Source organism: Mesorhizobium sp. M7A.F.Ca.MR.362.00.0.0, assembly GCF_004023175.1.
Classification (GTDB): domain Bacteria; phylum Pseudomonadota; class Alphaproteobacteria; order Rhizobiales; family Rhizobiaceae; genus Mesorhizobium.
Genome location: NZ_RZTF01000357.1, coordinates 1 through 1,110 on the forward strand (window position 1 = coordinate 1; position 1,110 = coordinate 1,110).

Consider the following 1,110-nt stretch of genomic DNA (forward strand, 5'->3'; position numbering starts at 1 on the left):
CGGCATCCAATTGTTGCAGCCGGTCGAACAGGCGCCGCGCGGCAAAGCGAGACAGGTTTTTGGTCGTCAGCGAGCCCGAAACGGCGTCTTCGTCGAGCAGTCTTTGAATCACCTCACTGGCGCCCTTGGCGCGCAAATTTGGTGCGATGGCGATGAGCCTTTCGGCACGGCGCGACAACTCGGCGGCCAGCCGGCAGGACTCCGCCGCTGCTTGAACCAGCGCAACACAGACCGCGCGCTCAAACCCTTTTTCGCCCGGCCGAATGCGCTTGCCGCCGCCGTCGGGGCGAAAAGCCGGACCAAAGGCCTGAGCCATCAGCAGCGGCAGCGACTGCGGCCAGCGCAGGCTGTGCGCCAGCACCAGGTCGGCGAGCCACCAGGCAAAAAGCTCGCAGCTGGGGCGTACGGCGACGACGTGAGCGGCAATCGCCGCGGCGGCGAATGGCGCCGGCCGCTGCAACCCCGCCAGTTTTTCGATCTCTGTGCAGAGGTCGGCGAGCGCGGCACCATCCCAGTGGAGCCCGAGCTGGTCGACGATCTTTTCGAGCCGAGCGGCGCTGGCGACAGGCGGCTGCTCGGCCAATTGCCGCCAGGCCCCAAAGATGGTGCCGGCGGGTCCAGGGTCGGTCCCGACCTGGCGCAGATACCAGGCGTCGCGCAGGGCGGCCGCGTCCTCGGCGCGGCCAACAAGCCGCATGCTGGCGGCGGCGCAGCTAAGCGCCAGGCGCTGCCGCCAGGCCCCGGCCCCGGCAGGCTGCGCGCGGGTGAGCGTATCGAGGGCACCCAGGGCGGCGCCTGCCCGGAAGGCCGCGTCGCCGTCACTCGGCGCGCCGGCGCTTGTGATCGCCCAAGCCGGAACGAAGGGCGGCGCAGAGAAGCTGGCAGTCGCGGGATCGAGGCGAATCATGATTTGGAGGGTAAAGTGCCGGTGCGCTTTGCGCCATGATTTTCGCGCCAAAACGCACAGCCCGTCGTACCAACAGAACGAATGATAATGTTGCAGTATCAGTCATTTAATCATGCCATTCCGCCGTAGCATCAGGCGCGAGCAGCCGTTCGCATGCCGACCTACACATGCCAGCTGCTAGATTGCATAAAGCATTTCAGGAA

1 protein-coding gene is annotated in these 1,110 nt (G+C 66.6%); it reads right to left on the reverse strand.

Features of this window, described 5'->3' with window-relative positions; all coding sequences use genetic code 11:
- Positions 1 to 907, reverse strand: a 907-nt coding sequence (locus EOC06_RS29735) for a DUF1403 family protein (protein WP_128309472.1), incomplete at its 3' end; no start/stop codon positions are given.
- Positions 908 to 1,110: the final 203 nt, after the last annotated feature.